A 26,013-nucleotide genomic window follows, 5' to 3' on the forward strand; every position below is an offset into this window, starting at 1 on the left:
GCAATATTTTATGCAGACATTCGAAACATATCATCCAAAGTTCACAGCTTTGAAAACTTGTGTGCTGATTCCTACTTATAACAATGCGGGAACATTAGCCCAAGTAGTTGAAGATGTTTTATGCTATACCCAACATGTAATCGTGGTAAATGATGGCGCCACGGATGAGACCGCTACTATTTTAACTGCTTTCCCGCAGGTAAAAGTCATCAGCTACCAACCGAATAAAGGTAAAGGCTGGGCTTTGCGAACAGGCTTCAAAGCAGCAGTAGAGCTTGGTTACGACTACGCCATTACGATCGATGCCGATGGGCAGCATTTTGCCAGCGATCTTCCTATCATGTTACAACAAGTGGAAGAACAACCGGGTACCCTGGTAATCGGTGCGCGGAACTTACAGGAGGAGAACATGCCGGGTAAAAATACATTTGCCAATAAGTTTTCCAATTTCTGGTTTTATGTTGAAACAGGGAAAAAGGCTGCCGATACACAAAGCGGCTACCGCTTGTACCCGCTTTACCGGATGAAGAAGATCGGTTTTTGGTGCCGCAAATACGAATTTGAAGTGGAAGTCTTGGTCCGTTCTTCCTGGAGGGGTATTCCCATCGCCTGGGTTCCCGTGAAGGTATATTATCCACCCGCGGAAGAGCGGGTGTCGCATTTCAGGCCGTTCCGCGATTTTTCCCGGATCAGCGTATTAAATACGGTCTTAGTGACGATCGCATTTTTGTACATCAAGCCCCGGGATTTTTTTCGATACATAGCGAAAGCAGAAAACAGGAAAGCGCTCTTTCGTGAGCATTTGTGGAATTCTAATGAATCTAATTCGAAGAAAGCCTTGGCCATCGGCCTGGGCATTTTCATGGGCATCGTGCCCATCTGGGGTTTTCAAATGATGGCAGCTTTCGCCTTGGCAACCCTGTTCAAATTGAATAAGGCCCTGGTGATCTTAGCGGCTAATATCAGCATCCCGCCGATGGTACCCTTGATTATATACGGGAGTTTCCTCGCCGGAAAAATTTGGGTAAAAGAAGATTTAACCGGGCAGGTCTTTAGCCGCTCCTTCAGTTGGGAAGCGGTTAAACAGGGAGGGCTGCAATATATTTCCGGCGCATTTACATTGGCATTCATCGCCGGGATATTGGCATGGCTGATAACTTATTTGCTGTTGGTGATGGTACGGAGGAAACCCACAACACACCGGCATTTTCAAAACGGATCATCTCGTTAATAAATATAAAGTAGCATCATATTAGAATTTAGTCCGGAGGATCAATTGTATGGGTAATATTTTTATCGCGATATATAATTTCTTTGCGGCTCGCAAATGGTTGCTGTGGTTGTTCACGGTAGGACTGTTCGCGTTCGTAGCTTTTTTCGCGACAAGGTTGAAGTTGGAAGAGGACATAACAAAGATTTTACCCAGGGACCGGAAGATCGAACACCTGCAACAATTTTTACAGAATACAAAGTTTGCCGATAAATTGGCGATCATGATCTCCGCGAAGGGAGATAGTAGTATTGCCAACGCGGATTCTTTAACGGTCTTTGCCGATGCTTTTGTTGCCGCAACGCAAGATAGCGCACTGGCGCCTTATATCACGAAAATCCAAGCGCAATCGGATGATGCTTCGATGCTGGAAATCATGCAAGCAATTCAGGATGATTTACCGGTTTACCTGGACAGCGCAGATTATGCCAAGATGGATACCTTGATTAGCCCGGCAACAGTTCATACATCCCTGGAGAATGATTTCAACCTTTTAATTTCCCCGGCGGGAATGATGGTTAAGAAAATCATCCAGGTAGATCCGGTGGGGCTATCTTGGATCGGGATCAAGAAATTAAGGGAATTGCAATATGATGATCATTTCGAATTATATAATAATTATATCGTTACCAAGGATCATCAGCATTTACTATTATTCATTACACCGAAATATGCACCCAATCAAACCGGGAAGAACAAACTGTTTTTAGAACGGCTCGATGAACAGGTAGCTACCTTGCAGGCGCTACATCCTTCGGTAGTATTACGCTATTTCGGCGCTACGGCAGTTTCGGTTGGAAATGCGTTGCAATTGCAGAAAGATACGATCCTAACTCAAGGCATCACGATATTATTACTGGTGGTTTTAATTGCCCTGTTTTTCAGGAAAAAACGCGCCCCGGTATTAGTGATGTTGCCCGTTTTGTTTGGCGGCGGATTCGCTTTGGCGATGATTTATTTCATCCAGGGAACTTTATCTGTCATTGCTTTAGGAGCCGGGTGCGTTGTGTTGGGTATTGCGGTCAATTATTCCCTGCATGTATTTAATCATTACCGCCATTTACCCGATGCCAGGAAAGTGATCCGGGATTTGGCAACCCCGATGACGGTGGGCAGCTTCACGACGGTAGGAGGTTTCCTATGCCTGCAATTCGTGAAAAGCCCGATGTTGAAAGATATCGGTTTGTTTGCCGCATTTAGCTTGATCGGGGCAGCCTTATTTTCACTGGTCATATTACCGCACTTCATTGTTCCGGCTAGGCATCGCCAAACTGGTGCATCCGTGAATAATAAAACGCATAAAGATAATTGGCTGGATCGATGGGCATCCTACAAGCCGGAGAAGAATAAGTGGCTAGTAGGCGGCATTTTCGTGTTAACCATCATTTTTTGTTTTACGGCGGGAAAAGTGCAGTTTGAAGACAATATGATGCGCATGAACTACATGCCGAAGCATTTGATAGCATCCGAGAAATTACTCAATGAAATCAATTCATTTACCGCGCAGTCGGTTTATATCATCTCTAAAGGAAAGAATTTAGATGAAGCCCTGGCCAACAGGGAATCCATCTTGCCGAAGATCGGGCAACTTCAAAAAGATAGCGCTATTTTCCAGGTTTCCGGCGTGGGCAATCTATTGTTATCATCAGAAAAACAAGCTGAAAGGTTAAATCGTTGGAATGCTTATTGGACGGCATCCAAACGGGATAGCCTTATCAAGAATGTTACTTCGCAAGGGCAGGTGTTCGGCTTCAAGCCAACCGCATTTCAACAATTTGAGCGTTGGCTGAACAAGGATTTTCAGCAGGTCGAAGCAGCGAATTCACCATTGCTCTCCGGCGGGTTTTTATCAGATTTTGTAAATGAAAAGGATGGACAAACCACCTTGGTAACGATATTAAAAGTAGCTCCAGATCAAAAGGATAAAGTTTACGAAGTTTTAGATGGCGATCCGCAGAATATTATTTTCGACAAACAATATACGGCCAACCGCTTGGCAGAAGTGGTGAGGGATGAATTTAACAGTATTGCCTGGATGACTTCCTTGCTGGTTTTCATCGCCTTGCTATTGTCTTACGGTCGTATCGAATTGGCATTAATTACTTTTATCCCGATGGTCATTAGCTGGGTGTGGATACTGGGTATAATGGGATTGTTCGGGATCAAGTTCAACATCGTCAATATTATTCTTTCCACCTTCATTTTCGGTTTGGGAGATGATTACAGCATCTTTACGATGGATGGTTTATTGCAGGAGTATAAAACCGGTGGTAAACATGTTTCATCTTTCAAATCATCGATTTTCCTTTCTGCGATCACCACCATCCTGGGATTGGGCGTATTGATATTCGCGCAACATCCTTCTTTGCGATCGATCGCGTTAATTGCCATTATAGGTATCGGTTGCGTAGTAATTACATCGCAGGTACTGATACCTCTATTTTTTAACTGGCTGATCACGAACAGGGTAAAGAAAGGGAAAGCGCCTTGGAAGTTGAGCAGTTATGCAAAATCGGTTTTCTCGCTCAGTTATTTCGCGGTAGGTAGCATGTTCATGACTTTGTTGGGCTGGATATTGTTGAAGTGGAATCCCTGGAAAGGGGAGAAGAGCCGCTATTATTACCATCTTTGGCTGTCGAGGTTAACTTGGTCGACTTTGCATATCATGACGAATGTTAAAAAGAAGGTTATCAACGAGCCAGGGGAAGATTTTAAGAAACCGGCGATCATCATCAGTAACCACCAATCTTTCCTGGATATTTTGATATCAACAGGTTTATCACCTAAAATTATTTTGTTAACCAACCAGTGGGTTTGGAATTCGCCCGTTTTCGGGAAAGTGGTGCAGATGGCAGAATATTACCCTGTTGCCGACGGGGTAGAAGGTGCGATTGACCTGTTGAAACAGAAAATTGATGCGGGTTACTCCGTGGTAATTTATCCTGAAGGTACCCGCTCTGAAAGTACCAGCATCGGTCGTTTTCATAAAGGGGCATTTTACCTGGCCGAGCAATTGCAGGTCGACATTTTGCCGGTAGTGATTCACGGTACCGCGTACACGATGAGTAAGAACGATTTTCTTTTAAAGGATGGATATGTAACCGAGCAATACTTGCCGCGTATTCACCCGGATGATAAAACCTGGGGAGAAACGTACAGCGCGAGAACCAAATCTATCAGTAAGTATTTTAAACAGGCTTACAAGGATTTAGCTTTGCAGATGGAGGCGCCGAAGTATTTTAGGGAACAGCTAATCTATAATTATATTTATAAAGGTCCTATACTGGAGTGGTATATGCGGGTAAAGACCAAGTTGGAAGATAATTATAGTTTATTTAACCAATTGGTGCCGCGTTCCGGTAAGATTATGGATATCGGCTGTGGCTATGGTTTTATGGCTTATATGTTGCATTGGGTAAGTCCCGGTAGGATTATTACGGGGGTAGATTATGATGAAGATAAAATTGCCACCGCCAATCATGCCTACCTCAAAAATGAGCATATCAATTTTATCCATGCAGATATTATGGATCTTTCATTTGAAAAGCAAGATTGTTTCATTTTGAGCGATGTATTTCATTATTTGAACAACGAACAACAGGAAATACTATTGAATAAATGCTTGGAACATTTATTACCCGGCGGCATTATCATCCTGCGTGACGGGGACGCTTCGAAAGAAAAAATGCATAATAGGACTAGGTTGACGGAACTGTTTTCTACGAAGATTCTCGGCTTTAATAAATCGATGCCGCACGGGCTTAATTTCGTTACCTCGAAAGAACTCTCGGATATGTTGCAAAAGGCAGGGGCCACTTTCGAAATAGCACAGCAATCAAAAATTACCTCGAATATCGTTTTTATCATTAAACATTCATCCATAAAACATCATGCATAAATACGATGTAGTCATATTAGGAAGCGGTCTGGGCGGACTTCTTTGCGGGGCCATCCTGGGTAAGCATGGATACAGGGTATGTGTTTTGGAGAAAAACAGGCAGATCGGCGGTTGCTTGCAAACATTCGCGAGGGATAAGGTGCTGTTCGATTCCGGTGTGCATTATATCGGCGGTTTGGCGCAGGGGCAAACCCTGTATCAATTATTCAAATACCTGGGAATATTAGAATACCTCGAATTAGAACAATTGGATCAACGCTGTTTCGATAAGATCATTTTTGCCGGGGATCCGAAGGAATACCGTTTGGCACAAGGGTATGATAACTTCAAAGAAGAATTGTTAAAGGATTTTCCTAACGAAGCAATAGCTATTGATCGATACTTGGAAAAGTTGCAGGATGTTTGCGCGAGATTCCCGCTCTATAACCTGAGGAACGGTGAAAAGACCGAAAAAGATGCGGTATTGGGTCTTGATACATGGGAGTTTCTGAATAGTATTACCACGAATAACAAATTAAAGCATGTATTGGCAGGAAATAACATGCTGTATGTTGGCCAACCGAAAAAGACCCCTTTTTATGTACATGCCCTCGTACAAAATAGCTATATAGAAAGTTCTTGGAAATGTAAAAATGGTGGTAGCCAGATCGCTAAATGGTTGGCAAGGAAGATTGTAGATGCAGGCGGAGCTGTAAAAAACCGTGCGGAAGTTACCAAGATAAGGGTGCATCAGCAGCAAGTGCAAGAAGTATTGTTGAAAGATGGAAGTAGCCTCAGCGGAACACATTACATTTCTAACATCCATCCTTGCATGACCATCCGCTTATTGGATGGTGATGATGTGCGCCCGGCGTATAAAAACAGGATCGAGAACCTCGAAAATTCTATCGCGGGATTTATTGTCAATATCGTGATGAAACCCGGAACATTCCGGTATTTTAACCATAATTATTATTATCATCATTCCGGCGATGCCTGGTCGGGCTTGAATTATAATGAAGATAACTGGCCGTTAACTTATGCTATGTTCGTTAATGAGGCCGGGAGCACGGGCTTCGCGGAAAGTATTTCCCTGATGACGTACATGAAATATGAAGATGTGGCGCCATGGCAGGAAAGTTATAATACGGAAGATTATCCTACAGCCCGGGGAGCCGGTTACGAGGCATTTAAAGAAGAGAAAACGAGGCTATTGCTGGACCGTGTAGAAGAGCGTTTCCCGGGATTTAAAAGTAAAATACATAATTATTATACCGCTACACCCTTGTCCTTCAGGGATTATATCGGCACTTCCGATGGTTCCATGTACGGGGTGGTGAAGGATTGCAACGATCCAATGCGTACCTTTATAGCGCCCAAAACGAAAATCAAGAACCTATTCCTTACGGGGCAGAACTTGAATTTGCATGGGATTTTAGGGGTTAGCATGACTGCTGTATTAACAAGTGCAGAGTTCCTGGGGCTACCATTTTTAGTAGATGAAATCAGGAATGCATAGCGATTAAAGAGATTTTGAAATGATGTATACCAGCGCCAGGGTGCAAACAGGTAGTAAGAAGAAGAAAAGTACCGGGAAGCGGATCTTGAAAGGATTCCTGTATTTTTTATTATTTCTCGTGTTAATTTTCGCGGGACTGATCGGTTATATAGTAATGGTGGGGAAACTCGATCCCCCGCAAGTGGCCGATAAGTCGGCCTTACAATTGCAGCGGAAAGCCCTGGATCAATCAGCATACACGATCGGGAATAACTGGTTCCGAAAATCGAAAAGTGGTTTGTACGAACTATATGTTGAAGGGAAGCCTTTCGAACGCGGCGTGATTTACGGGAAGTTAGCGGATGAACTGGTAAAAAGACAGGAAGATCATTTCACGGAGCAAATACGAAAAATGATTCCCAGCACTACTTATTTGAAGTTCTTACGCTACCTGATCGGTTTCTTCAATAGGAATTTAGACGAATACGTAATCGATGAATATAAAAAGGAAATCTACGGTGTCTCTTTCGCCGGATCTCCTAATTATGGATATATCGGCACTAATTACGAGCGAATCATGAACTACCATGCGGCGCATGATATCGGTCATGCCCTACAGTCGGTTGCGCTGGTAGGTTGTACTTCTTTCGCTACCTGGGACGAACAATCGGCAGATAGCTCGCTGATCATAGGCCGTAATTTCGATTTCTATGTAGGGGATAAATTCGCGGAAGAGAAAATCGTTGCATTTTACAAACCCAGCGAAGGTCATAAGTTCATGATGATTACCTGGGCAGGGTTTACCGGGGTTGTTTCCGGGATGAACGACCAGGGGTTGACAGTGACCATCAATGCAGCAAAAAGTGAATACCCGACCGGCGCTGCCACGCCTGTATCATTAGTTGCCAGGGAAATTTTACAGTATGCGGGGAATATCAAGGAAGCCTATGCTATCGCGGCTAAAAGGAAAATGTTTGTTTCCGAGTCTTTCTTGGTCGGTTCGGCAGCAGATAACAGGGCTGCCATCATTGAGAAAACGCCGGATTCCCTGGGGATGTATACACCCGGTCAACATTTCGTTACCTGTACCAACCATTTTCAAAGCGACCAGTTGAAAGGTACAGTTTCAAATGAAAAACAAATGGCAGAAAGCGCCAGTATGTACCGCTACGAAAGATTAAGGGAGCTGATGGAGCGGAATGGTCCTAATACGGTGCAAAATACGGTTAACATATTACGGGATCACCGCGGGTTACATGATAAAAACATCGGGATCGGCAACGAGAAAGCGATCAATCAATTTATAGCGCATCACAGTATCGTATTCAAACCGAAAGAAAGAAAATTCTGGATATCTACTGCACCATGGCAGGAAGGGGAGTATGTAGCGTATGATATGAACAAGATCTTCGAGATGAAAGGCTTGCAAACGGATCACGAGATCTGCGATAGCGCACTCATCATCCCGGCAGATACTTTCATGCGTACAGACACATTCCGGAACTTCTTAACTTATAGAAAATTGAAGGCCGAAGTAGCAGATCATAAAAAAGTGGATCCTGCCCAAATCGTGGCTTCCAACCCGATGTTTTACCATGCTTTCGTATTAGCAGGCGACCAGGCATTTAAGGATGAAAACTACCGGATAGCAAAAGATTATTATCAACAAGCATTGATGCGGGTAATTGCCACCAAGGCAGAAGAAGTGTATATCAGGAAGCAGATCGATGCTTGCGATGAAAAATCATTAAAATAAAAAAACATGATCATCGGTATCGGAACGGATTTGATCGAAGTAGCCAGGGTGGCCTCCAAGATCGGGAAGAACCAGGGGTTCCGGGAATTAGTATTCTCCCCTGCCGAGATCGAGTATTGTGAGAAACAGGCCAATCCTTACGAGAGTTACGCTGCCAGGTTTGCCGGAAAAGAAGCGTTCCTGAAAGCGTTGAGTACCGGCTACGGTGGTAGCGGTATACATTTTCATCAAATCGAAATTTTACCGGGAGAACATGGCGCACCTATCATAAACTTGTTAGGCGAAGCCCTGGATCAGCCCGGTGTAAGAAAATTAAGAAAGATTTTTATTTCATTATCCCATGTAAAAGAAATGGCCATGGCGATGGTCGTTTTAGAAGGGTAAAGGAATATCTGAAATTTATATAGCATCATGTTTATTCCGGATATAGAATTACAGTCTGCCAGCACCATAGCACAACATCAATCCTTGGCTTTGCAAAGATTGTTGGGCTATCTTCGCCATTTTTCACCCTTTTACAAGGAGTGGTTCGAGGAACATAAAGTGGATGTCAACCAAATAAAATCTATAGAAGATATTCGCTTTATACCACCGGTAAATAAGGATATGCTGCAAGAAAGGAATTGGGATTTCTTATGTGTAGATAGGGCACAGGTGGCAGAATATACAACTACCAGCGGCACATTAGGCAGACCGGTGATCATAGCGCTCACGGAAAATGACTTGGAGCGACTATCTTACAACGAGTATATATCCTTTTGTTGCGCTGGCGGAACGGAAGATGATGTATATCAATTAATGCTTACACTGGATCGGCAATTTATGGCCGGGATGGCTTATTACAGCGGTATCCGCAAGTTGGGTGCCGGCGTTTTGCGGGTAGGACCCGGTGTGCCGTCGCTGCAATGGGAGAATATTTTAAGGATCCGGCCTTCTACGATCGTCGCCGTTCCCTCGTTCATACTCAAATTGATTGCTTATGCAAAGGAGCATGGCATCGATATCAATGCAACTTCTGTAAAAAAAGCCGTTTGTATCGGTGAAAATATCCGCAACCAAGATTTCACCTATAATACGCTCGGTGAAAAAATTACGGCCGATTGGAACATACAATTATACTCCACCTATGCTTCAACCGAGATGCAAACCGCCTTCACGGAATGTAATGCTGGTATGGGCGGGCATCATCACCCGGAATTATTGTATGTTGAACTTTTAGATGAAAATAATCAGCCTGTTCCCGCCGGAACGCCGGGGGAGGTTACCATTACTACATTAGGTGTTGAAGGCATGCCGTTATTGAGATACAAAACGGGCGATATTTGCCAATACTTCGATCAGCCTTGTTCCTGCGGCCGCAAAACGATCCGCTTAAGTCCCGTGATAGGCCGTCAAAAACAAATGATCAAGTATAAGGGAACCACTTTATACCCGCCTGCTTTATTTGATTTGTTGGCCGGGATGGAGTTGGTGAAGGAATACGTAGTGGAAGTATATAGCAACGAGATCGGGACAGATGAAATCCGTTTGCACCTTTATCCTGTTGCTATTTCTGAAGAAATTGACAGGAAAATCAAATCATACCTGCAAGCAAACCTGCGGGTAATTCCGCAAGTTCAATATGTCGGCTTGCAAGAAATCATGAAAATGCAGTTCCAGGAAACCAGCCGTAAGCCGATCAAGTTTTTTGATAATAGGAAGTAGCTAGCAGCTAGCAGTGGAATATTAGCTATTCCTAAAACTGTAAACTGGCTTCCGCATCGGGATTCTCTATTTTAGTGCTCTTGCGTTTGCCATCCACGATCACGTGTAGCATATGGATCTGTTCTTTATGCTGGGCATATAAAATATCATTATGGACTTGCAAGTTGTGAACGGCCGGAACAGGTTTTCCTTCAAAAAATATCCAGGCGGCATCTTCCTCGATTTGATAGCCCAGGTATTTTAAATCCACACCCTTCTGATCTGCCATCACACGAAAATGTGATTTTACATATTTTGACAAAAGCGAATCTACCTCGACCCGGTTTTTGGGTTTCATGATGTCAAAATTGGTATGGGATTCCTGTTTTACCGCATTCTCAAGATCATCGTAGAATATACGGCAACTAATCTCCAGGGATTGGTTCGTTTTATTGTGCTTAATCTCCGTAACGCTGACATAGAAAGGGTGGTAAGCCATCATCCAAATAGGCAAAAACCATTTACATATTAATACACCCATCAAAAAAAATGTTATTGTTTTTATAAATTCGTGTCGCTAAACTTACCAAAATTATCAAAAATTCTATGCCATGAGTGAGTTCGGGTTATATTTTGACCTAGGTTGGAAACATATTGCAGATATTAGTGGTTACGATCATATATTATTCGTAATGGCCTTGTGTGCATTATATACCCTGAACGAGTGGAAGAAAGTGCTGATCTTGGTAACGGCATTTACAATCGGCCATTCTATTACCTTGGCGCTGAGCGTGTTAAATATCGTGAAAGTTCCAACGGATATCATCGAGTTCCTGATTCCCGTAACAATCGTGGTGACCGCGTTTACAAACCTGCTCAAGGCCGGCAAGCCGGTACAAAAGGTACAATTAAACTATTTTTTTGCCTTATTTTTCGGACTGATTCACGGTTTAGGCTTTTCTAACTACCTGAAAAGTTTGCTGGGCACCCAGGAAGATATCACGATGCCGCTTTTTGCCTTTAACCTGGGTTTGGAATTCGGTCAAATATTAATCGTGCTGGCCATCTTGTTGATCGCCGCGGTCGTGATGGGCGTTTCCAGGGTGAAACAGCGGGATTGGGTTATCTTTCTTTCTGCCGCCATTTTCGGCATTGCCGTGGTGATGGCTTGTGAAAGAATACCGGGATTATCAGCTTAACATTTACTATTTTATATACGATCAAGGTCTAAATCACACTAATTTTCGCTTATGATGAAGCAAATTTTTTGCACGGCGGCGGTTTTATTCCTAGCCCTGCTGGCAAAAGCACAACATGACAATAACCCCGGCTCAAACCATGGGAATAAGTTTGAGCAACTGGGAACGATGATGCATGACCCGAACATGTATCGCTCGGCTTCCGGCGCCCCGGGACCGAAGTACTGGCAACAAAGGGCAGATTATGACATCAACGTGGAGTTGGATGATGCCAATCAAAAATTAACGGGTTCAGAAACCGTTACTTATTATAACAATTCCCCCGATCCTTTAACATATCTCTGGTTGCAGCTTGATGAAAACGAGCATAACCCGAAAAGTGATAACAATAGTTTTGACGGCAGCTCCATGTCTGATAGGATGAATATGCGTAGCTTATCGAATTTGCTGACAAAGCACGATGAGCTGGGTGTCAACATCGTGAAGGTAGCGGATGCCGGCAATGGTAAAGAACTCCCTTACACCATCAACCAAACCATGATGCGTATCGACTTGCCGAAGGCTTTGATGCCCGGGGAGAAAATCCGCTTTAAAGTAGATTGGTGGTATAATATCAGCGATCGCATGACTGTTGGTGGCCGCGGGGGGTATGAGTATTTCCCGGAAGATGGCAACTATTTATATACCATCACCCAATGGTATCCGAGGATGGCAGTATATTCTGACTTCCAAGGTTGGCAAAACAAGCAATTCACGGGTCGCGGGGAGTTCGCGTTGACCTTTGGGAATTTTAACGTGAAGATGACCGTGCCGGCAGATCATGTTGTAGGCGGTACCGGCCTTTGCCAAAACTATAAAGAAGTGTTGAGCCCTGCGCAATACCAACGTTGGCAACAAGCGCAATCAGCGAAAGAACCTATTGAAGTGGTGACTTTAGATGAAGCGAAAAGCGCGATGAAAGGGAAAGCATCTGCCAAGAAAACCTGGGTCTATAAAGCAGAAAATGTTCGTGACTTCGCCTGGGTATCTTCCCGCCGTTTGGTTTGGGACGCTATGGCTACCAATATCGAGGGTAAGAAAGTAATGGCAATGAGTTATTATGGCCAGGAAGCTTATCCATTATATAGAAAATATTCTACCAAGGTGGTAGCGCATACCTTGAAAGTTTATAGCAAGCATACCATCGCTTACCCATATCCTTCTGCCATCTCGGTGGAAGCAGCCAACGGGATGGAATACCCGATGATCTGTTTCAACTATGGCCGTGCTGAAAAAGACGGTACTTACAGTGAAAGTACCAAATACGGTATGATCGGGGTAATCATCCATGAAGTTGGGCATAACTTCTTCCCGATGATCGTGAACAGCGATGAAAGGCAATGGACTTGGATGGATGAAGGCTTGAATACTTTCTGCCAATTTTTAGCGGAACAAGAATGGGATAATAATTATCCTTCCCGCCGTGGTCCGGCCGACAAAATTGTGGATTACATGAAGTTGCCGAAAGATCAGTTGGAACCGATCATGACCAATTCTGAGAACATCGTAAACTTCGGTCCCAATGCTTACGCGAAACCGGCTACCGCATTGAATATCTTACGTGAAACCGTAATGGGACGCGAGCTGTTCGATTTCGCATTCAAAGAATATGCACGTCGCTGGGCATTCAAGCATCCAACGCCTGAAGATTTGTTCAGGACAATGGAAGATGCCTCTGCGGTAGATTTAGATTGGTTCTGGCGCGGTTGGTTCTATGGTACTGACCCTGTAGATATTTCTTTAGATGATGTTAAATGGTTCCGTGTAGATTCGAAGAACCCTGAGGTAGAAAATAAATTTGACAAGGCCGCGGCAGAAAAAGATGCGGAACATATCAGCAAAACCCGCAACAGGGCTGCCGGTATTAAATTCGCTGTTGAACAGGATACCAGCTTATTGGATTTCTATAATAAATGGGATCGCTACGCCGTAAGTCCATCAGATAAGGAAGCCTATAACAAGATGTTATCTACCTTAACTCCCGAAGAGCGTAAGTTGTACGAGGGTAAGGTTAACTTCTACGAATTATCGTTCAGTAACGTAGGTGGTTTGGTGATGCCGATCATCATTGAATGGACTTATGCAGATGGTACCAAGGAAGTAGAACGCATCTCTGCATATATCTGGAGAAAGAACGAACAGAAAGTAACGAAAGTGTTTGCGAAAGATAAGGAGGTGGTAGCTGTGCAGCTCGACCCTTACCGTGAAACCGCTGATATTGATGAAGCGAACAATGCTTGGCCGCGCCATGCGGAACCTTCAAGGTTCGAGTTGTTCAAGATGAATAGGGCCGCCAGGGGCGCCTCTACAGGCGGTAACCCGATGCAGAAAGCACGGGCTTCGAAATAGTTTACCGGACTTTATTTATAGGAAACGGGCAGGAGTAAATCCTGCCCGTTTTTTAATAAGTATATATGATTATGTATGCTATAATATACAATAGAAGTCAAAATGGGGAGGCATACATATTTTAAAGTACACGAAACATTAGACGTATCCTGTAATAGTTCATTCAACTTTTATTTTCCCCGTGCTGCGACTCTTTCAATTTAGGGAAGCGGCCCGTTTCTTTCAAGGCCTTCGCAATAATCCATTCCATCTGCCCGTTGACACTACGGAATTCATCTGCCGCCCATTTTTCGATAGCCTTGTACGTGTCGGCATCTAACCTGAGCACAAATGATTTTTTATCCTTAGTCATAATCGTCTTTCTTTTGACGGCCCTATTGATACAAGGAGCCTGTATTTAAAATGGGTGTCGCTGCTTTTTCGCCGCATAAAACAACCATCAGGTTACTTACCATGGCAGCTTTTTTCTCTTCATCCAAATGCACGATTTGTTTTCTTGAAAGTTGCTCTAAGGCCATTTCCACCATGCCCACAGCGCCTTCTACAATTTTAGAGCGCGCTGCCACGATCGCGGTTGCTTGCTGGCGTTGCAACATGGCGCCGGCAATTTCCGGGGCATAGGCGAGGTGGCTGATCCTGGCTTCCTTTACCGTGATACCCGCAGGTTTAAGCCTTTCATTTAATTCTAATTCCAACAGCTCATTCACTTTTTCACCACCATCGCGCAGGGTAATTTCCGCGCTTTCGTCTTCCATGCGGTCGTACGGACAGTTGGTGGCCAGGTGACGCACGGCAGCTTCGCTCTGAACGTTTACGTATTGGACATAGTTGTCCACTTCGAAAGCCGCTTTATATGTATCGCTAACATACCAAACGATCACGGCCGCGATTTCTATCGGGTTACCCATCTTGTCATTTACTTTCAAAGTTTGCCCGTTGAGGTTGTTTTGGCGGAGCGAGATGTTGTATGAGCGGTACAAGGGATTGACCCACAGCAGCCCGTTTTTCTTCACGGTACCCACGTATTTACCGAAGAAGGTTAAAACGCGGGAATGATTCGGGTTCACGATCATGATACCCTTAGCAGTAAAAACGAATAGGATAAACAAGATAATACCCAGGATGATGACGAAGCCGTTAGGTTCCCCCAGGTAACCTTGCATCACGAAACAGCCGATAGAACCGGCAACAAATAAAATGGCTAAAACAAAAGCCAAATAACCGGAAACTGGTTTGATAATTTTTTCCATATACTGATAGTTTTATAATATCATTTTGATATCAAATTTAAATTAAAATAATTGGATTTTAAAATATTTTAAGAGTCGCTTGATCTTCTTTATATAGCCTGTAGCACAATAAGCTACTAATGGATAAAGCAGGCAGTATCCCGTGATTGGGTTGAACAGTAAAAAAAATGTTGGCCGGTGAGCAACTACCGGGATGATTTTATATTTTCCAGGTATGAAAAACAAGCTAATATTATTAGCCCTCTGTTTATGGGGCTTCCAGGGCCGGGCCGCAAAAGTGGATACAATCCAGGTGTTTAGCAAGGCCATGCAGAAAAATTCCCCGGTAGTGGTAATCACGCCGGACAGTTATGATAAGGAGAGCAGCAAAAATTATCCAGTAATTTACTTGCTGCACGGTTACGGTGGAAATTTCGCGTCCTGGGTGAAAACAGTCAAGTCATTACCTGCTTTGGCTGATACCTATCAATGCCTCATTATTTGTCCCGATGGCGCTTTCGGTTCCTGGTATTTCGATAGCCCCGTAGATCCAAGTTATAAATATGAAACCTACGTGGCCGAAGAGCTCGTAAAATATACGGATGAGCATTACAGGACCATTGCTGATAGGGCGCACCGTGCCGTTACGGGGCTCAGCATGGGCGGACATGGCGGTTTATACCTGGGCATCAGGCATAAAGATACTTTCGGTGCAGCCGGGAGCATGAGCGGCGGGGTAGATTTCAGGCCTTTCCCGAAGAAATGGGATATCGCTCAAAGACTGGGAGATTATAGCGCCAATCCCGATCGGTGGTACCAATACACCGTGATGGCACAATTACCCAAATTGAAGAATGGCGACCTCCAGATAATAATAGATTGCGGGGTAGATGATTTTTTCATCGACGTGAACCGTAAGTTACATGAAGCCTTGATCGACATGAAGATCAACCATGACTATACGGAGCGCCCCGGCAAACATAATTGGATCTATTGGATGAACTCCGTTCAATACCAATGTTTGTTCTTCAGCCGCTTTTTCAACGGGGACTACCCGGTCGTAATGAATCGGAATTAAGATTTTAGTAAGCAGGAATCCCGGACAACCAACTGCGCGGGAAGGATGATTTGGTTGACTTCTTTCTTATTGTTATTCAATTCATTCATTAATACCTGTATCACGTTCCTGGCAATATCGTGTATCGGTTGCGCGATACAAGTGATGCCGGGCGTGTATAACCGGAACAGGTCGTGGTCATCGAAACTGATAAAGGCTAAGTCTTTGCCGATGGCCACACCCATCTCCTTGAGCGCTTCCAAACCGTAAATGCCGAGATAGTTGGTAGCGAAGAAGATCCCTTCCATTTGCGGGTTACTTTCCACGAAATTTTTTATTTCCCGGATGGATTCTTCCTTGGAGATATGGAATGAAATTTTCTTGATCATTTTCTTTGGAAAGGCGGCATTGGCCGCTTTCATGGCAGCGGAGAAGCCATCGATCCTTTCTTTCATCTGGATTTGATCCGAAGCGATGGTTACGAGGCCAATCTTGGTATAACCCCTGTTGAGTAAATGGTTGGCCGCATCGTAAGCCCCCTGGAAGTTATTAACCATCACGTAATTGGTGGGCACGTTAGGGATGTATCTATCGAGCAATACCATCGGTTTGCGGGCATGTCTCAAGGCTTCAATTTCCTTTTCCATTTGCGCGGTAGGGGTGATAATATAACCATCTACCTGCCGGTACTCCAGTACCTCCATAAGCCCTTTAGCCTTATCCACGTTATCTTCCGTACTGCCGTAAAGAACCTTGTAGCCGTATTTATCCGCTTCCTCTTCTACTATTTTAGCTACATTTGCGAAGAATAGGTTGGCAATGTCTTCAACAATTAAACCGATCGTCTTAGTTTTCCCGGTACGTAGGCCGCGTGCCAACTGGTTGGGTTTATACTTCAGCTTGCTGGCTATTTTCAATATTTTCTTACTAACCTGTTCGCTGATGCGTTTTTCTTTGGCTTTACCATTCAATACGAACGATACTGTGGTAGGCGACACTCCAGCCTGCTTAGCGATATCTTTGATGGATACTCCTTTCATATAATACGAACTGCTTAATCGATTTAGCGCGTTGAAAGATACAAAATTCTTGTAAAGAAAATCATTTGTTAGCCTATAATTGACCCGTAATTCTAAAAATGCGAAAATAACACAAGTCAAAAAGGGCGGTTTCTTATAATGGCGAACTTAAATTTTATTTATAAAAAACGGACTGATTTTCCCTTAAAATGAAGTACCACACTGTTTTTTAGCTCTACTAAATCGATTTTGTTAAGGCGCGAATACTTTGTGTATTTTGTACACAGTTTGCGTTGTATAAATATTTTGACAATTTCGTAATGGATATCAACCATTCATACGTTTACTGCGCCCTTGATAACAGCGGGAGATTGTTAAATTATTGATTATAAATTGTTTGCATTATTTACAGGATTCACATAGGAAAGTTCTTAAACTTGTATTTTTTTAACTTAAATTTAATAATTTGGCAACGTCAACGTAAATAGGCAATAATGTAATCTTTACATGTGCCGATATATTCATAGGACTAAAACCATAGGGAAGTAATCATGAAGCCCATTCTCATTAAGGTGGGGGCCTTTGCCGACAACCAAATTACTATTATTGAAAGATGCGACCCGCATTTCAATACCCCGTTTCACTTCCACCCGGAATGTGAACTGGTATATGTTACCGAAAGTTCCGGTAAAAGAATTGTAGGGGATAGCATAGAAAGTTTTGATGTTGGAGATATGGTGTTTCTCGGGCCCAACATACCGCATGTTTGGTATAACGATGAAAGATATTACAAGGCTGCCGAAGACTTGAGGGCTAGATCCGTCGTAATTTATTTCCCCAAGGATATTTTCGGTGATAAATTTTACGGTCTGCATGAAACAAAAGCCCTGACCGAATTATTTCACCGCGCCCAAAGGGGTATGAAAATTATCGGTGACACGCATGAACGTTTGAAAGATGAAATTCTCGCGCTCCCCAAGAAAGAAGGTTTGGAAAGAATCATCGCTTTATTGCAGATACTGAAAACTTTGTCGGAAACGAAAGATTGCTATTACCTGGCTAGCACCGGCTATTCGCATGCCTTTAACTTGAAGGATAACCATAAGATCGACGAGGTATTTAAATTCGTGATGAATAACTTCTCCCGCGAAATTTCTTTGCAAGATGTTGCTAATATTACCAACTTATCACCGCAATCTTTTTGCCGTTTCTTTAAAAACAGGACACAGAAATCTTTCGTCCAGTTTTTAAACGAGGTGCGTATTGGTCATGCCTGCAAACGATTGACAGAAGAAGATTGGTCGATCGCTGAAATCGCTTACTCTTGCGGGTTTAAAAACCTGTCCAACTTTAACCGTTTCTTTAAAGAGATCGTTGGCAAAACCCCGAAAGAATACAAGAATGAATTACGTATGCAGATCAATTAATTCGTATACAGCTTGTTAATACCTCAATTTTTTGTCCTGCGGGAAACTGTGTTCTTACAACTCGGTTTTCCGCAGGATTTTTTTTAGCCCTGCCCCAAGCAAAAGTTTTTAAAAAAAATCATTGTTGTCCGACTAAAAATGCTTTAAAGGTACTTGAATTCCTTACCTGGTCAAGGATATAAGCGAAGGATGATACATTCAAAATCCGGGGTATCCACCGCCAAGAGAACCGTGGAACTTCGCACCGTTGATAGCGAAGGGTAGCTTGGCCATACAGTAGTAGAAAGGCCAGATCGAGCGATCAAATTGGTGGCCGTCATGGCCAGTTTGTGCCCTTTTTTCGTGCTTTTTTGGGTAAACAAAAAAGTACAAGAAACGAGCAGATGAACATTGAATTGAACTATTGAGGGGTCAAATTGCTCCCCGGTTAAAATTTAGTCGGACAACAATGAAAAAAAATTAAAAATATTTTTCCCGGGTTATGATTTTTGAAATCTTTGACTATGGCGGGTTCGGCTATGACCCCTGCCGGAAAAGTATCTTGATAGCGTAAAAAATACACGGCTTGCAAGTTTGCAAATCCGCCTAAATTTGTATTAACTTGGGGTATAATTCAAAACTAAATTGCCGGAAGATCCCAGTGTAAGTGCCCTATTTACAATATTATCAACCAATGTCAATGTTAAGTAACTACTCGGACGAGCAATTGTTATTGTTACTCAAGGACGATCATATACCTGCATTTAATACAATTTATGAGCGGTATAGCCGCCAGGTGTACTTGTATATTTTAAGTAAGGTAGATACTAATGATACTGCGAAAGATATATTACAGGAAGTATTTACCAGTCTTTGGGAAAGGAGAAGGTTTGCAAAAATAGATTCCTTAAAAGCGTATTTATACCAAGGAGTACGGCATAAAATTATCGATATATACCGTAAAGAAGCCAATTATAGGAAGTACTTGCAACAATTGATAGAACACTTTGATGCACATCCGCATGTCATTACCGATCATTACGATATAAAATTAAAAGCCCAGGAGGTACTGGAAGCTATCAATCACCTTCCTGCAAAAATGAAAGAGGTCTTCATGTTGAGCCGCTTTGAAAATATGAGTATCGAGCAGATTGCCGATAAATTAAACTTATCACCCCAAACAGTTAAAAACCAAATCAGTAAAGCGCTCAAGGTTTTAAGAACACATTATCAATCCGATATGCTGATGATGATCGCGTTAGGATCATTGTTATACCAGCATTATTAACCCCTGTTATTTACTTTTTTTGAAGGGTACATCTTTTTTCCATTCTAAATGGTACCAAATTCCACAACGCACGACTTCCTAGGTATACATCTAAAATACCGACTGTGGATATTGACCAAATTAAACAAATCCTGGAACGCTATAAGCAAGGAAAATGCTCCGTAGAAGAGCGGGAAGTGATAGAACAATGGTTCGATAGCATCAATAGGAATGCTAATGCAATTATCGAAGATGACTTTTTACAGGAGCAGCTCGATGAAGTACAGGACCGATTGCAGGAGCAAATTCATCCTAGGCAACTAAAAAGCATCCGCTCATCCCGGTGGCGATGGCTGAGTGTTGCAGCGGTATTAATACTCTCCCTTGGAGTCATTTACTCTTTATATACAAATAAAGCCTCTACCCATCAAGGTTTAGCAGATGCGGGCCATCCCAAGCTTAACAAGATCGTTAAGGATGGTTTCGTAGAAATAACTACCGCGCGTGGCGCCAGTGAAAGGATCGTATTATCTGACGGAAGTACCATTTCCCTGAATGCTTCCAGCAAATTGCGATACCCGGTTGATTTCGGTCCGTCCGCGAGGAACATTTTCCTGGATGAAGGGGAGGCTTTTTTTAAAGTAGCGACCGATCAAAAACGGCCATTCACAGTCTTTTCGGGTGAACTATCTACCACGGCGCTCGGCACTTCTTTTAATATCAGGGCATATCCGCATGAACATAAAATAACAGTCGCTTTATTAACAGGTAAAGTAAAGGTAGATCAAAAGAATGTACAGCAAGAAAATGCCGGGCAGGTAATACTATTGCCCAGCGAGTTGTTGAGCTTTGACCGCAATTCCTTGCAAATGGTAAAATCTAATTTTTCTCAGCCGGATGAAATCGTCGGTTGGAAGCACGGCTACCTGGTATTTAAAGATGCCAGCCTGGGCGAAATTATCACCGAAATTGAAAATCGATACGATGTGAAAGTCATCAACGAAAGCGGCAAAGAAGATTGGAGTTATACGGGTTCATTTAAAGACGAAAGCTTGCAAGATGTCATCGAGACGATCTGCTTGACTAAAAATATTGATTATATGATCAAGAATGACACAATAATTCTAACAAGTAAAAATTAAGCAAGTATGAACAAATACCTACGCTTTATGTATGCGTGTTGTACTGTAGGACTTGTTTTGGCCTTGCAACTGGCGGTTTTAGGCCCCGCCAGTGCAGCAGCCAAGTCGCAGGAAGACATCAGCGTTTCCATCCAAGTTAAAAACAAGAACATTGAGGATGTATTCGCTACCTTATCCGCTAAGACAGGTTTGAGTTTCCATTACGACAAATCTGAGTGCAACGTAAAGCAAAAAATTACGCTCAACTGTGTAAATGAGCCTTTGGAAGAGGTCCTGTACCAGTTATCCACCCAGACGGGACTTAAATTTACAAGAAAAAATAATAAAATAATAGTTCGCTTACCGGGAATAGCCGGGAATAATGCTCTTGAATCCGTTACGCTGGATGGTAAAGGATCCTTGGTCATCAATGTAAAAGGAACCGTGAAGGACGCGAAAGGCAGCCCGATCCCGGGTGTTACGGTGATGGTAAAAGGAACGAACAACGGTACGCAAACTGGCCCAGGTGGTACCTACTCCCTGCAAGCCAACGTTGGCGAAATTTTGGTGTTTCGCTCAATGGGATACAATATCAAGGAAGCGATCATTCCAACTAGTGGCCTGGTGGATGTTGTTTTGGAAGATAATGTGAAGGCCCTGAGCGAATTCGTTGTGACGGCCTTGGGTATTCAGAAGAAATCCAAGGAGTTGACCTATGCCACCCAGCAATTGAATGGTGATGAACTTTCTAAAGTAAAAGATGCGAACGTCATCAATAGCTTGGCCGGTAAAGCTGCCGGGGTAACGATCACCAGGAGCGCTTCCGGTATCGGCGGTTCCGCCAGGGTTGTTTTAAGGGGGAATAAATCCACCCGCGAGAACCAACCTTTATATATTATCGATGGTGTACCCATGGCGAATTTTTCCCCGGCGCAACCCACGGACGTCTGGGGGCAAGCCAACGGCATTGCCGTGACGGGTGGCCGTGATGGCGGAGATGGTATATCAAATATTAACCCTGACGATATCGAGACGATTAATATCCTGAAAGGCGCTTCTGCCGCGGCTTTATACGGTAGCCAGGCAGCCAACGGCGTTATTATCATCACCACTAAAAAAGGTAAAAGCGGCCGCGTTCGGATCGATGTTTCCTCCGATTTTACGGTGGAGTCCGTGATGAAATTACCGGAACTGCAATATAAATACGGTCAAACGGAAAAACCGGGCGCTACGCCGGGAACACCCGAAAGCTGGGGGGAAGTAGTGAATGCGCCCAACCATGTAGTTGATTTCTTCAACAAGGGTAATACCTGGAATAATTCCATCTCGCTCAGCGGCGGATCGGAAAAAGCGCAAACGTATTTCTCCTATTCCAATACAAATAATAAAGGGATACTACCATCCAGCGAATTTAAGCGGCATACTTTGAACTTCAGGGAAAGCTTACGTTTGCTGAATGATAAGTTGACCGTAGATGCGAACATCACTTTCGTTAATCAGAAATCGCATAATAGGTTAAGCCCGGGTATTTATTACAACCCCCTGCCCGGCTTATACCTATTCCCAAGGGGACAAGATTTCGATGATTATGCTACTCATTTTGAAGGCTTCGTGCCATCCCGGAATTTTGACTTGCAGCGCTGGTGGAATATCGACTATAGCAATCCCGATGCAGATAACTGGAGGGGGCGCGATGATCAGCAAAACCCCTACTGGGTATTATACCGGACTGCTTCCGATGATAACCGCGATCGCGCCATGACTTCCATTACGGCAAAATACCAGTTAACAGATTGGTTGAATGTACAGGCGAGGGGAAGCTTTGATAAATCGTATGATCAATATGAGCTGAAAGCCAATGCCGGCACCCAAATCGTAATTGCCCCAGCAAATGGTAGGTATATCAATGAAAAAGAACGCAATACCCAATTGTATGCCGACCTGATATTTAACTTGAATAAAAAACTCTCTGAAAATTGGAGGATCGGCGCTACCGTGGGTACAAGTATCACCGATACGAAGATGCATGACCGCAACATGGTCGGCGTAAATCAAAATGCCAGCCCCGGGTTAGAATATGCCAACAAGTTCTCTATTGCTAACATACAGGCCAATGCACTCGATGCCCAACACAGCATTCAACGCAGGCAATTGCAGGCTCTTTTTGGAAGCGTACAAGTAGGTTTGAAGGACTATTTGTTCCTGGACCTTACCGGGCGTAATGACTGGTCCAGCACCTTCGCGTTCACCCCCACAATGAGCAGCGGGTTCTTTTATTATTCTGCTGGTATCACGAACGTGATCAGCGATATGCTAAGCCTGCCAAGTTTTATCAACTTTGCTAAGATAAGGGCTTCTTATGCTCAAGTGGGTAATGATATTGCACCCTACAGCTCGCGGCCGGGGCAGTTCTCGCAGCAGATTCTCAGCGGGGTGGGCCGCGTTACCTTTAATACGAGGACCCCTTTACCGGGTATTTATATGAAGCCGGAAAAAAATGAATCTTTTGAAATAGGTTTCGAAACCCGGATGTTTGATGATAAGGTTAACCTGGACTTCACTTATTACGTGAATAATAACTTCAACCAATACATGGAAGTTCCTGCCCCCGTAGGTTCCGGTTATACGATATACTACCTGAACCTTGGGAATATCCGCAACCACGGCGTGGAAGCCATGTTAACTTTAACGCCGCTCAGGACCAATAATTTCAGGTGGAATTCATCTTTCAACTTTGCCGCCAACAGGAACAAGATCGTGAAATTAAGTGATCCGGATGTGCCGGGAGCATCGCCTTCAAATATGTTTACCCTTACGCAATTCGGTGTAAATATGTACGGCTCTTTCATCCGTGAAGGTGGTTCTTGGGGTGATATTTATGCCAACCGTGAACTTGCTTACAATGACGAGGGGCAACTCCTGGTGAAGTTAAATTCCCAAACGAACCGCTATGAACCTGTTATCAATACATTGTCACAGGAGCCGAAAAAGGTTGGAAATCCCAATCCTGATTTCATGTTGGGTTGGAACAACAGCTTTGACTACAAAGATTTATCGGTTAGTTTCTTAATCGATGGCCGTTTCGGGGGAAAAGTGATGAGCGTAACGCAATCGGTATTAGATGCATACGGTGTGTCGAAGGTTACAGCAAATGCGCGTGATAATGGCGGCGTTCCCGTGAATGCGTTCGATGTCGAGAATGATAAGGCCGTGAGCAGCCTCGATCCGAGGGATTATTATTTTAACGTTGGCGGTCGTGCGGGCATCGGGGAACTGTATATGTACGATGCCACTTCGATCCGTTTACGCGAATTGGCTATCAGCTATAAATTACCCTTGAAAGCAAAATGGTTGAGAGATGTAAGATTAGGTATTATCGGTAGAAACTTATTCTTCTTTAAATGCGATGCTCCTTTTGATCCCGAATTATCGATGGGTACCGGGAATGGTTTGCAGGGTATCGATGTATTCGGGTTACCTGCTACGCGCAGCTTAGGAGTAAATCTGAAAGTAGGTTTCTAATCAATATTTATCATGCAGTTAATTCATCAAAAATGAAAAAAAATAATTATAAATCTACTCTGAAATCACTTGGTATTGCCGTGGGAGCCGCTTGTTTGCTCACGGCTTGTACCAAGAATTTCGAGAATATCAACACGAATCCTTACGATTATTCTGAAGAGGAGTTAGCGAAGGACTTCAGGTATCTTGGTGATCCCTTGGTACAAGTAATCAATAATGTTTACAGCGTAGATCCGGTTTGGGTTGCCCAGGTTCAACAAAACCTGAATGCAGATGTGTATTCCGGCTACATGATGTCACCTACTCCTTTCGCCGGGAATGTCAATAATTTGAACTACAGTTTCATCGACGGTTGGAATACGAATATCTGGAGCGTTCCATATACGAATATTATGCCGCCTTGCAAATTCGTAATCGACAGGGCTTATGGTAAGTTCAACGACTTTTATGCCTGGGCTAAGATATTGAGGGTACTAGGTATGCATAGGGTCAGTGATATTTACGGCCCGATCATATATTCACATTATGGAGAGATCAACGAAGATGGTTCTATTACTTACGATACGCAGGAAGAAGTGTACGATGCGTTTTTCGCGGATCTTTCCGAAGCTATAGACACTTTGACTGCATTTGAAAATCGCGGCGCCGTTAAAGCGTTTACACAGTTCGATAAAGTTTATGGTGGTAGTTATAAAAAGTGGGTACAGTTTGCCAATACCTTACGCCTGAGATTAGCCATCAGGATTTCAAAAGTAGCGCCTGCTAAAGCCAAAGAGCAGGGAGAAGCGGCCTTGACCCATCCATTTGGTTTGCTTGCCGATGGTGCAACCGATAATACCTTGGTTGATATCGCTCCTTTGCAGCACCCTCTGAATGTTTACTCCGGTTCATGGGGAGATATTCGTATGGGTGCTCCGATGGAGTCCTTCCTGGTGGGGTATAACGACCCGCGTATTTCCATATATTTCGATACGGCTAAGTCGATCATCGGCGGCGTATACAAAGGTATCAGGAATGGTATCGCCATATCTAGCAAGGATACTTACGCCGGTTTTTCTGCCTTGAAACCCGTTGAATCAAAAGTACAGTTGATGACCGCTGCCGAAGCATGGTTCCTGAAAGCGGAAGCTGCTTTGTACGATTGGGCGAATGCCGGGAACGCGCAAGAAGATTATGAAAAAGGCATCCTGGCATCGTTTACGCAGCATGGACTAGTTGCCAATTACTCGGATTACATTGCCGATAATAGCAGTAAACCTTTACCGTACAGCGATCCTCAAAATCCCGGTAATAACGTGGCAATTGGAAATGCTAACCTCAGCACGATTACGATCGCCTGGAATGAAGGTGCATCGCAAGCTGAAAAATTAGAAAGAATTATCACGCAAAAATGGATCGCAACTTTCCCTGAAGGTTGCGAAGCTTGGGCCGAGTTCCGCAGAACAAGGTATCCCAAGTTGTTTCCCGTGGTTGTAAATAATAGTAACGGGGCCATTCCTACCGAACAATTCGTAAGAAGGATCAGCTATCCTTCCAGCGAATACAGTACGAATAAATCCGCAGTAGAAAAAGCAGTTGCTTCACTAGGTGGCCCGGATACGGGCGGCACTCCTTTATGGTGGGATATTAATTAAGAACTAAGATTAAATACTACATTCTCTTAAACAAATACCGGTCCTGTTGAGGACCGGTAATTTTCATTCTATCGAAGCATTCACCTA

Annotated in this window: 18 protein-coding genes; 14 read left to right on the forward strand and 4 right to left on the reverse strand. The window is 43.6% G+C overall.

The genetic code is table 11. The features are described 5' to 3' along the window. Positions 1–10 precede the first annotated feature (10 nt). From COR50_RS10730 to COR50_RS10755, 6 genes are read left to right on the forward strand one after another with little or no spacing between them, the layout of a single operon-like run. Positions 11–1,231, forward strand: a complete 1,221-nt coding sequence (locus tag COR50_RS10730; protein WP_098196187.1) for a DUF2062 domain-containing protein — start codon at positions 11–13, stop codon at positions 1,229–1,231. 49 nt (positions 1,232–1,280) lie between these two features. Beyond that, entirely contained in the window at positions 1,281–5,168 is a 3,888-nt protein-coding gene (locus tag COR50_RS10735) for a trifunctional MMPL family transporter/lysophospholipid acyltransferase/class I SAM-dependent methyltransferase (RefSeq protein WP_098193980.1), read from the forward strand. Then, positions 5,161–6,666, forward strand: a complete 1,506-nt coding sequence (locus COR50_RS10740; protein ID WP_098193981.1) for a phytoene desaturase family protein — start codon at positions 5,161–5,163, stop codon at positions 6,664–6,666. Before COR50_RS10735 ends, COR50_RS10740 begins: the two co-directional genes overlap by 8 nt. A 19-nt stretch (positions 6,667–6,685) precedes the next feature. Continuing rightward, a complete protein-coding gene (locus tag COR50_RS10745) occupies positions 6,686–8,401 on the forward strand; it encodes a C45 family autoproteolytic acyltransferase/hydolase (RefSeq protein WP_232516350.1) in 1,716 nt (571 codons plus the stop codon). Between the two features lie 6 nt (positions 8,402–8,407). After that, the gene (gene acpS, locus COR50_RS10750) at positions 8,408–8,785 is read left to right on the forward strand and encodes a holo-ACP synthase (protein WP_098193982.1); all 378 of its coding nucleotides are present in this window, start codon (positions 8,408–8,410) and stop codon (positions 8,783–8,785) included. A gap of 27 nt (positions 8,786–8,812) precedes the next feature. Then, the gene (locus COR50_RS10755; protein WP_098193983.1) at positions 8,813–10,105 is read left to right on the forward strand and encodes a phenylacetate--CoA ligase family protein; all 1,293 of its coding nucleotides are present in this window, start codon (positions 8,813–8,815) and stop codon (positions 10,103–10,105) included. A gap of 31 nt (positions 10,106–10,136) precedes the next feature. Here the strand turns inward: COR50_RS10755 and COR50_RS10760 are convergent, their stop codons facing one another. Next, entirely contained in the window at positions 10,137–10,625 is a 489-nt protein-coding gene (locus COR50_RS10760) for a DUF6702 family protein (protein ID WP_098193984.1), read from the reverse strand. A 70-nt stretch (positions 10,626–10,695) separates the two neighbouring features. On the opposite strand from COR50_RS10760, the gene COR50_RS10765 reads away from it, so the two are divergent. Beyond that, a complete protein-coding gene (locus COR50_RS10765; protein WP_098193985.1) occupies positions 10,696–11,283 on the forward strand; it encodes a HupE/UreJ family protein in 588 nt (195 codons plus the stop codon). Positions 11,284–11,334: 51 nt separating this feature from the next. Then, on the forward strand, positions 11,335–13,671 hold the full coding sequence (locus COR50_RS10770; protein ID WP_098193986.1) for a M1 family metallopeptidase: 2,337 nt from the start codon (positions 11,335–11,337) through the stop codon (positions 13,669–13,671). A 163-nt stretch (positions 13,672–13,834) separates the two neighbouring features. Here the strand turns inward: COR50_RS10770 and COR50_RS10775 are convergent, their stop codons facing one another. Continuing rightward, positions 13,835–14,023: a hypothetical protein gene (locus COR50_RS10775; RefSeq protein WP_098193987.1), complete on the reverse strand. Its 189-nt coding sequence runs from the start codon at positions 14,021–14,023 to the stop codon at positions 13,835–13,837. A gap of 22 nt (positions 14,024–14,045) precedes the next feature. After that, complete coding sequence (locus tag COR50_RS10780) at positions 14,046–14,921, reverse strand: SPFH domain-containing protein (RefSeq protein ID WP_098193988.1); 876 nt, start codon at positions 14,919–14,921, stop codon at positions 14,046–14,048. Between the two features lie 214 nt (positions 14,922–15,135). Between COR50_RS10780 and COR50_RS10785 the strand changes: the two genes are divergently transcribed. Continuing rightward, a complete protein-coding gene (locus COR50_RS10785; RefSeq protein ID WP_098196189.1) occupies positions 15,136–15,978 on the forward strand; it encodes an alpha/beta hydrolase in 843 nt (280 codons plus the stop codon). On the opposite strand, the gene COR50_RS10790 is transcribed toward COR50_RS10785, so the two are convergent. Then, positions 15,975–16,997, reverse strand: a complete 1,023-nt coding sequence (locus COR50_RS10790) for a LacI family DNA-binding transcriptional regulator (RefSeq protein ID WP_098193989.1) — start codon at positions 16,995–16,997, stop codon at positions 15,975–15,977. The two genes, COR50_RS10785 and COR50_RS10790, sit on opposite strands and share 4 nt — an antisense overlap. Positions 16,998–17,527: 530 nt before the next feature. On the opposite strand from COR50_RS10790, the gene COR50_RS10795 reads away from it, so the two are divergent. From COR50_RS10795 to COR50_RS10815, 5 genes are all read left to right on the forward strand, one after another. Next, positions 17,528–18,403, forward strand: coding sequence for an AraC family transcriptional regulator (locus tag COR50_RS10795; RefSeq protein ID WP_098193990.1), 876 nt, complete (start codon positions 17,528–17,530; stop codon positions 18,401–18,403). Positions 18,404–19,082: 679 nt separating this feature from the next. Beyond that, positions 19,083–19,670, forward strand: a complete 588-nt coding sequence (locus COR50_RS10800) for an RNA polymerase sigma factor (protein ID WP_157760749.1) — start codon at positions 19,083–19,085, stop codon at positions 19,668–19,670. A gap of 104 nt (positions 19,671–19,774) precedes the next feature. Continuing rightward, on the forward strand, positions 19,775–20,791 hold the full coding sequence (locus COR50_RS10805) for a FecR family protein (protein WP_098193992.1): 1,017 nt from the start codon (positions 19,775–19,777) through the stop codon (positions 20,789–20,791). Between the two features lie 6 nt (positions 20,792–20,797). Continuing rightward, the gene (locus tag COR50_RS10810; RefSeq protein WP_098193993.1) at positions 20,798–24,292 is read left to right on the forward strand and encodes a SusC/RagA family TonB-linked outer membrane protein; all 3,495 of its coding nucleotides are present in this window, start codon (positions 20,798–20,800) and stop codon (positions 24,290–24,292) included. Between the two features lie 32 nt (positions 24,293–24,324). Continuing rightward, complete coding sequence (locus COR50_RS10815) at positions 24,325–25,926, forward strand: RagB/SusD family nutrient uptake outer membrane protein (RefSeq protein WP_098193994.1); 1,602 nt, start codon at positions 24,325–24,327, stop codon at positions 25,924–25,926. The last annotated feature ends 87 nt before the right edge of the window (positions 25,927–26,013 follow it).

It is taken from the genome of Chitinophaga caeni (genome assembly GCF_002557795.1).
Lineage (GTDB): Bacteria > Bacteroidota > Bacteroidia > Chitinophagales > Chitinophagaceae > Chitinophaga > Chitinophaga caeni.

What these genes read in the sequence shown, in the direction of transcription:
- COR50_RS10730 (WP_098196187.1), top strand. Translation starts at nt 11, where the DNA reads ATGCAGACATTCGAAACATATCATCCAAAGTTCACAGCTTTGAAAACT.
- COR50_RS10735 (WP_098193980.1), top strand. Translation starts at nt 1,281, where the DNA reads ATGGGTAATATTTTTATCGCGATATATAATTTCTTTGCGGCTCGCAAA.
- COR50_RS10740 (WP_098193981.1), top strand. Translation starts at nt 5,161, where the DNA reads ATGCATAAATACGATGTAGTCATATTAGGAAGCGGTCTGGGCGGACTT.
- COR50_RS10745 (WP_232516350.1), top strand. Translation starts at nt 6,686, where the DNA reads ATGATGTATACCAGCGCCAGGGTGCAAACAGGTAGTAAGAAGAAGAAA.
- acpS (WP_098193982.1), top strand. Translation starts at nt 8,408, where the DNA reads ATGATCATCGGTATCGGAACGGATTTGATCGAAGTAGCCAGGGTGGCC.
- COR50_RS10755 (WP_098193983.1), top strand. Translation starts at nt 8,813, where the DNA reads ATGTTTATTCCGGATATAGAATTACAGTCTGCCAGCACCATAGCACAA.
- COR50_RS10760 (WP_098193984.1), bottom strand. Translation starts at nt 10,625, where the DNA reads ATGGGTGTATTAATATGTAAATGGTTTTTGCCTATTTGGATGATGGCT.
- COR50_RS10765 (WP_098193985.1), top strand. Translation starts at nt 10,696, where the DNA reads ATGAGTGAGTTCGGGTTATATTTTGACCTAGGTTGGAAACATATTGCA.
- COR50_RS10770 (WP_098193986.1), top strand. Translation starts at nt 11,335, where the DNA reads ATGATGAAGCAAATTTTTTGCACGGCGGCGGTTTTATTCCTAGCCCTG.
- COR50_RS10775 (WP_098193987.1), bottom strand. Translation starts at nt 14,023, where the DNA reads ATGACTAAGGATAAAAAATCATTTGTGCTCAGGTTAGATGCCGACACG.
- COR50_RS10780 (WP_098193988.1), bottom strand. Translation starts at nt 14,921, where the DNA reads ATGGAAAAAATTATCAAACCAGTTTCCGGTTATTTGGCTTTTGTTTTA.
- COR50_RS10785 (WP_098196189.1), top strand. Translation starts at nt 15,136, where the DNA reads ATGAAAAACAAGCTAATATTATTAGCCCTCTGTTTATGGGGCTTCCAG.
- COR50_RS10790 (WP_098193989.1), bottom strand. Translation starts at nt 16,997, where the DNA reads ATGAAAGGAGTATCCATCAAAGATATCGCTAAGCAGGCTGGAGTGTCG.
- COR50_RS10795 (WP_098193990.1), top strand. Translation starts at nt 17,528, where the DNA reads ATGAAGCCCATTCTCATTAAGGTGGGGGCCTTTGCCGACAACCAAATT.
- COR50_RS10800 (WP_157760749.1), top strand. Translation starts at nt 19,083, where the DNA reads ATGTTAAGTAACTACTCGGACGAGCAATTGTTATTGTTACTCAAGGAC.
- COR50_RS10810 (WP_098193993.1), top strand. Translation starts at nt 20,798, where the DNA reads ATGAACAAATACCTACGCTTTATGTATGCGTGTTGTACTGTAGGACTT.
- COR50_RS10815 (WP_098193994.1), top strand. Translation starts at nt 24,325, where the DNA reads ATGAAAAAAAATAATTATAAATCTACTCTGAAATCACTTGGTATTGCC.